The 6,720-nt window shown below is 46.0% G+C and carries 9 protein-coding genes; 3 read left to right on the plus strand and 6 right to left on the minus strand.

Annotated elements, in window-relative coordinates; all coding sequences use genetic code 11:
* Positions 1–212 (plus strand): SDR family oxidoreductase (locus tag ACN0TT_RS20315; RefSeq protein ID WP_417763939.1); only part of this gene is annotated, 212 nt, incomplete at its 5' end.
* A gap of 106 nt (positions 213–318) precedes the next feature.
* Here ACN0TT_RS20315 and ACN0TT_RS20320 read toward each other — a convergent pair.
* Positions 319–951, minus strand: coding sequence for a putative quinol monooxygenase (locus ACN0TT_RS20320; protein ID WP_417763940.1), 633 nt, complete (start codon positions 949–951; stop codon positions 319–321).
* A 297-nt stretch (positions 952–1,248) separates the two neighbouring features.
* Entirely contained in the window at positions 1,249–1,584 is a 336-nt protein-coding gene (locus ACN0TT_RS20325) for a PAAR domain-containing protein (RefSeq protein ID WP_417763941.1), read from the minus strand.
* Here ACN0TT_RS20325 and ACN0TT_RS20330 point away from each other — a divergent pair.
* Positions 1,477–2,382 (plus strand): formylglycine-generating enzyme family protein, encoded by a 906-nt coding sequence (locus tag ACN0TT_RS20330; protein ID WP_417763942.1) that lies wholly within the window; start codon positions 1,477–1,479, stop codon positions 2,380–2,382. The genes ACN0TT_RS20325 and ACN0TT_RS20330 overlap by 108 nt on opposite strands.
* Positions 2,383–2,609: 227 nt before the next feature.
* Positions 2,610–3,533 (plus strand): formylglycine-generating enzyme family protein, encoded by a 924-nt coding sequence (locus ACN0TT_RS20335; RefSeq protein WP_417763943.1) that lies wholly within the window; start codon positions 2,610–2,612, stop codon positions 3,531–3,533.
* Positions 3,534–4,010: 477 nt separating this feature from the next.
* Here the strand turns inward: ACN0TT_RS20335 and ACN0TT_RS20340 are convergent, their stop codons facing one another.
* The 4 genes from ACN0TT_RS20340 to ACN0TT_RS20355 form a co-directional block, all read right to left on the minus strand.
* Positions 4,011–4,289 carry a PAAR domain-containing protein gene (locus tag ACN0TT_RS20340; protein WP_417763944.1) on the minus strand — a complete coding sequence of 93 codons (279 nt, stop codon included), beginning with the start codon at positions 4,287–4,289 and terminating at the stop codon, positions 4,011–4,013.
* A 66-nt stretch (positions 4,290–4,355) separates the two neighbouring features.
* The gene (locus tag ACN0TT_RS20345; protein WP_341542912.1) at positions 4,356–5,237 is read right to left on the minus strand and encodes a DUF6708 domain-containing protein; all 882 of its coding nucleotides are present in this window, start codon (positions 5,235–5,237) and stop codon (positions 4,356–4,358) included.
* A gap of 147 nt (positions 5,238–5,384) precedes the next feature.
* Entirely contained in the window at positions 5,385–6,131 is a 747-nt protein-coding gene (locus tag ACN0TT_RS20350; protein ID WP_341542913.1) for a DUF6708 domain-containing protein, read from the minus strand.
* 361 nt (positions 6,132–6,492) lie between these two features.
* The coding region (locus ACN0TT_RS20355) for a PAAR domain-containing protein (RefSeq protein WP_417763945.1) at positions 6,493–6,720 on the minus strand (228 nt) is incomplete at its 5' end.

Raw genomic sequence — 6,720 nt, forward strand, 5'->3', positions numbered from 1 at the left:
ACACCATCGCACCGGGCTATATCGCCACCGACAATACCGAAGCCCTGCGACAGGATGCACAGCGCTCCCGCGACATCCTCGCGCGCATCCCCGCCGGGCGCTGGGGATCACCAGACGACTTCAAGGGCCCGGTAGTGTTCCTCGCATCATCCGCCTCGGACTATGTGCATGGCACCGTCCTGACGGTCGATGGCGGCTGGATGGCACGCTGACGCTCATGTCGACTGGAAACCACTGAAATAGACAAGGCGCAGCCCGAGGTGGCTGCGCCTTGTCCTCAAGATGGAGGTGTAGAGAGAGTATGTCCTGCCAGTCAGCTCAGAACTCGCTGACGATGTTCAGGTACTGCTGCATATCACCAACCATGGCCTGCTCCAACAGCTTGCCTGTCTCGATGGCATAGGGCTGCTGGAAGTGAATGTCCCACAGGTCTGACTCCGTGCGCCAATGCTCGTATATCACCAGCGTGTCGTCCTGCCCGTCGATGGTATACAGATCAAACACGAGATTGCCCGGCTCCTCACTGCGCGTCTTCGCCACATGCGTGGTGAATTGCTGCAGCAATCGAGCGCGATATTCTTCCTTGATCTTGAAGATAAAGAAGATACTGAATACCTCATCTTCCGGCTGCACGTGCCTGGGGTTCGCATTATGCAATGGCGCCGGGTCAGTATCGTTCAAGGGCATCACCTCGAATGGCGATGCCAACGCCGTGTCAGCCAGTTTCAGCAGGGCTTGCGCGTAGGGCTGGTTCACATGTGCCTGATGCGCTTCGGGGCTTGCCCAGCGCTCGTAGGCGAAAATGGTGGTGGGAGAATCCTTGGCCGCGAAGAAACGCATTTCCAGCATCCCCGGTTCATCCGCTGAGCCCAGCTTGTTGTCAGCCAAGGCCTGCTTGAAGGTATCGAGTTGTTCGGGCTTGACGTCAAATTTCACGATCAAGGTGAGCATGGAGATGCCCCTTATAGTCAATGGTTGTCATCGGCCCAACGGCAAGACCCGCTGCGTCACGTGGCAGCAGGTCTGTCTCGGGAAGTGACTGACACTATCTTTCGCTGCCTGGCTGAAAAACCCGCGGCGCAGAGAAAGACTTTCAATGAAACCTTGAACGTGAATGCAGCCCCCGCCACAGCAATGCGCCGCCTGAAACATGAGACCGCGGCACTTATGCAGATCCAGAACGAAAAATCCCGCAGCCAAGGCTACGGGATCATCGAATACGGATACCACATGGGCAAGCTCACGCCCTCACCCCAAGCCGTGCTTGCCACTCGCGGCAGAAATCAGCGCCGCCCCACATGCCGTATGGCAGCCGTGAAACGCTACCGGCTTGCCATTCAAGCTGATGGTGGGATTACCCAAGATGATACTGTGTGTGTCAAACTCAGGGTTGTTTTGAAGACATATTTGTAACGAAGCTGCATCGCCAAGCGGCCAGCCGCAGAATACTGATGCGACAGTTTTATAGGGACATTCATGAAATATATAGTTGTTCTGACGACACTCTCTGCCATAGGTGTTAGCGCTTGCAATAATGTTAATGCTGATGTAAGCAATCAGAAAGATGTCGATACATTGATTCAACGGACAAAAGATGCTCTCGTTCGCGTTGAAGGGGGTAGCTTCCAGATGGGAGATTTCGGCCCCATAGACCCCAATCTGAAAGGTCGCAACAAAGGATTACCTTATAGCGCAGAACAGGATAATAAGCCGTTACACCAAGTCACACTAGATACCTTCTACATGTCACCCACTAAAGTGACATATTCAGAATACGATATTTATACACAGGCTACAGGGAAAGAGAAGATCAATAACTCTAACAAATATGAAATGCGATTCCGTCAGGATAATGTGCCTGCTGGTGTAGATTGGCAACAAGCCAAAAATTATTGCGGTTGGCTAGCTGAGAAAACTTCATTACCCTTTACATTACCAACAGAAGCACAGTGGGAGTATGCAGCACGATCCGGTGGACAATTTATCCCTTATGGTACTAGTACAGGCACTTTAGAAAAAGGTAAGAGCATCCCTACAAATGAAGAAGTAAGAGGCGCAACTGAGGCTGGCGATTCGAGTGGTCTTGCACCCTATCCTGTTGATATGTACCCACCTAACCCTCTAGGGTTGTACCAAATGGGAGACAATGGTTATGAATGGGTACTAGATTGGTATCAGGAAGATTATTATGATAGCACCATTCAAAAGAATCCAAGAGGCCCAGACGAGGGTGATGAAAAAGTAGTAAGAGGCATATCGAATGGCCAAGGCTGGGGAGGTACATTGACGGGAGAACGTTATCATGCCCCTCCTAAAATAGGCGACAAATTTCTTCACACGGAGTTTTCTTTTCGTTGCGTCGTAAGTGATGAAATAGACTAAGCGTACTGATTTAGCTATGACGGCATATACAGAGAGCAATAGCTAACCGAACAGATACGCCGTTGCACAACTAAATTGCGATCGAATTCTTATTTCTCAAAGATCTGAGATACTGATGTCAACGATGTATATGCTATCCAATATAGCTACAATTTACAGCTCCACATTTACTTATAAACAGAAAAATGATAATGTGTTATAATACCGCAACCGGCTGAGTAGGTAAAGTGAGCATTTCTTCTTCCATTGTTATTTCAGTAATATTTCTTTTAATATTCCCAGGGTGTAAAGAATCTGACTCCAACAGTCAGAAACTTACTATCTCCGATCAGGAAAAAATCGCGGCTCTTATCAAAAAAACTGAAGACAATATGATTTTTGTCAAAGGTGGCACCTTCCAAATGGGCGATTTTGGTCCTATTGACGAAGGGACTAATGGTTTGCCTTATTCCGTAGACAAAGACAACAAGCCATTACATACAGTGACTCTTGATAGTTATTCTATTTCTGCTACTCAAGTATCTTATGATGATTTTGATACCTATACGTTAGCCACCGGAAAAAAACCTATAAACAACAGTGGCATTGAGAAAAAATATAGAGCTCCCAATGTCCCAGCGGGAGTCACGTGGTACCAAGCCAATGACTATTGCTCTTGGCTTTCTGCCAATACTGACAGCACCTATAAATTACCTACTGAAGCGCAATGGGAGTTTGCTGCGCGCTCAAGAGGGCAACTTTATATTTTTGGGACAGATGATGGAACTTATGAAAGAGGAAAAAACATTCCTACACGCGAGGAAATTAGAAGAAGCACTAAATCTAACTCACTGACGTCTCCTAGCATAATAAAGTCTAAACCATCAAACCCCATAGGCATTTATCAAATGGGGCTTAATGGCTTTGAATGGACTAATGATTGGTATAGTGAAAATTATTACAACACATCTCCTCAACTCAACCCTCAAGGCCCAGATAGTGGCAGTAAAAAAGTTGAAAGAGGAGGAGGATTAGGTGAAGGCACTACAGCTAAATTCACTTTTAATCGTAGGAGCTCTTTACCAGATGCAAGCTTTATAGCCCCAAATGATAAATTAGAAACAGGAGCCATGAGAGAGCATACATTTAGATGTATATCTATAACCAAATAAGACTATCATGCTGAGCGAACCAACCTAATCTTTCTTAACGAGTGCCGTATCGGCTTGAAGTCCCAAGTAAATTTGATCTTCAGACGACGATACACTTGACTTCTATGTATGCACCAGCCTGCCCGTCGCCGCATTCAGGACCGCGAGAAGCTGCATCATTTCTAATGCCAGCCTGAGTATTCTCTTCGCCGCCATCTCCGCTCGTTCGGAACGCTGGTATACCAAAGACGGTGCAATTACCCATAGGCGGTGGCTTCTATCGGACCATCATGATGATCGAGAGACAGCGGCACCGGCACGACATGTAGCCCTTATACCGAAATGGGGTCCGGCCTGGTAACCATGAGAGTCTCCTCAGGCAGATCTCTACGACGGATGGGTAGAGAGCAGAAAGGCACACAAAGCCAAAACGAAAAATCCCGCAGCCAAGGCTACGGGATCATCAAACACAGATACCACGTGGATTAGCTCACGCACTTATCCCAGGCCGTGCTTGCCACTCGCCGCAGAGATCAACGCCGCCCCGCATGCCGTATGGCAGCCATGAAACGCTACCGGCTTCCCATTCAAGTTGATGGTGGGATGGCCCTCGATAATGCTGCAGGTGCTGTGGCCATCCTTGGGGCACGTCACCATGTCCCCCACCACTCCCACCGGCTTGCCCTCCAACAGATAGTTGGATTGGGCAGACACCACCTTGCCACCATGTGTCGTGCTATCACCGAGCACGATAACACCGTCGCCGGAACTGAACATTGATAATTTCTCCATCTAGTCTGAAAAGTGTGTTGTATTCCGTGATTGCATTCAGAAGATATATAGTTACTTCAAAACTATATCTTCACCGCACTCATCGATAATCTCCTGTGACCATTGTGGAACCTTTCCATATCGACAGATGAAATAATGTCCGAGTATTTGCCATGAGAAAAAGACACACATGGTGCGATAGAAGACAGTAGAAAGAAAATTTATAGCTGAGTTGTCTGTGATGAGCCTGGGTATCGTGTGTCTTGCGGATTCAGCTAACGATGGACGCCAAGACATGAGTTTAGGCGGTTGTTCAAACTCATTATCATACTCCATGAATGCTTGTATATAATAGAAAAGGTAAAAAACCTCATTCTTGGGGGCTTCTTTCATTTCAAGAACAGTATCACCAAAGGAAAAACTATCCTCGACACGATGTCCGTCCATTAAAAAACCACGCAACTCATATTGGCAGGCCGTAATAGACCTCCCCTTATAAGCAACAGCATACAAACAATCTGTCCAAGGCCTTTGTTTGGGCTGATGATCTTTATCGCTGAAAAAATATACTTTACCAGTTCTGCGATTGAAGACTACCGGAGACACAGGAACTCGTGTTATCTCAATCCATGCCCCCAATATATAAGGGTGTGACAAAAACAAAATAAATAACACAACAAAAGCAAAAGCAATATACGCTTTTACCGAAAACATATAATACCCAAAAAAAGAGCACATCGCAATTACTACTGGCATCAAGAGAATGCTTAGACCAAGTAGCATACCTCTCTCCCGAAACCCTGCGTCCCCTAGAAGAATATAATCATCATTTATATAAAATATTGTTTGTGGGGATATGCTGATACATTCCTCCTTTTTAGCAGGAATAATGATATCAGGATAATTTCCTGTTTTGGTTAATCCTGTTACACGAAGATATTTTTCAATATTCAAAGGGCAATTTCCAATGCTTCATAAAATTATTTAGAGGTGTGGCACATCTACATCTATACATTCTCTTTCATAGATTTAAGGATAACACCTAAATTTTCTAGGCATTACTCACAGAGCCTGCGGCCAATGTGAGTTAAATGATAGATATTACCGCTTTGGGAAAATATCTTTACCACACTCGTCAATCACACTTTGCGGCCACTCTGGTAGGCGACAATAGCGACAGAAAAAGTAGTGGCCCACGACTTGTACGCTAAAGGGAATCAGAAACACTGTGCGTACTATTGAATAGATCACATGGAACTTCTTACCTTCAGAGGCTTCGGACCTAGGCTGAAATCGGTGGGCCGCCTCGGAGAGGCTTGGCTTCAAATCCAATGTCTCTGTAACAGCCTCTACAGAATCAGGACCCTCTTGCATAAAACGGCGTACATATTCGAACCTGGCGGAAAGATCCTTGATCATCATTTGGCGAGTATTATCATTATTCGAGATCATATAATGATAATCATCAAACGAAAAGCTGTCTTTGGTGCTACCATCTTCCTTGAACAAGTAGCCCTTAAGCTCGTAATAATAACCATCTACACTGCCCGCAGAATAGGCGAGACAGAATGTGCACTCATCCCAGCGACAGGTTTTGGATTGAAAATCGACCTCGCTGACAAAATGAATATTTTTAGAGTTAGCGTTAAAGACGGTATATTGTAACCCTTGGAACTTAAGTTCACTTTTGGCAGCAAAAAAAAGAGGATAGGCACTCACCCACCCCATGCCTAACGCAGCTAGTGCAGCTAATGTTGCTGGAATATTCAGAACACCTTCTTTTATAAAAATCATAGCAGCAAAAAAATGCAGATAGAAACAAGAAATATACTGCCAATACTCCCCCATGACAAATACAAGCCTCTTTCTCGGAACCAAGATTCTGCTAATATTAGACAGTCATCTCGCTTAGCACACACAAACCCTGGTTTTTTTACTTCATCGAATTTTTTCTCTACATCCAATATATGTTTTTTGGAAAACGATGAACAATCAAGTCGATTATTGCTTAAAACTCCGACCGCTTCGAGTATCTTTCTCTGGGCTTTATTCATAATCAGTTCTCCAATACCTTTTGTAGCTCTTTATCACTTATCTTGATGCTGGGCCAATGATATTAGTAGGTAGTTCATAATCGGTATGGAGCTATAAATATCAAAAAACCCTCATGGAGTAGCCATGAGGGTTTTTGGGTAATGCGAACAGTTTATCAACCTAGTCCATGGGTACCATTCGCCGCCGAGATCAACGTCGCACCACATGCCGTATGGCAGCCGTGGAACGCTACCGGCTTGCCATTCAAGCTGATGGTGGGATGCCCCTCGATGATGCTGCAGGTGCTGTGACCATCCTTGGGGCACGTCACCATGTCCCCCACCACTGCCACCGGCTTGCCCTCCAACAGATAGTTGGATTGGGCAGACACCACCTTGCCACC

The sequence above is a fragment of the Shewanella sp. genome (assembly GCF_048265805.1).
In the GTDB taxonomy this organism is placed as follows: domain Bacteria; phylum Pseudomonadota; class Gammaproteobacteria; order Enterobacterales; family Shewanellaceae; genus Shewanella.

Excerpts from the sequence above, each read along its gene's own strand:
- ACN0TT_RS20350 (WP_341542913.1), bottom strand. The coding sequence starts at position 6,131 with ATGGGGGAGTATTGGCAGTATATTTCTTGTTTCTATCTGCATTTTTTT.
- ACN0TT_RS20340 (WP_417763944.1), bottom strand. The coding sequence starts at position 4,289 with ATGTTCAGTTCCGGCGACGGTGTTATCGTGCTCGGTGATAGCACGACA.
- ACN0TT_RS20320 (WP_417763940.1), bottom strand. The coding sequence starts at position 951 with ATGCTCACCTTGATCGTGAAATTTGACGTCAAGCCCGAACAACTCGAT.
- ACN0TT_RS20330 (WP_417763942.1), top strand. The coding sequence starts at position 1,477 with ATGAAATATATAGTTGTTCTGACGACACTCTCTGCCATAGGTGTTAGC.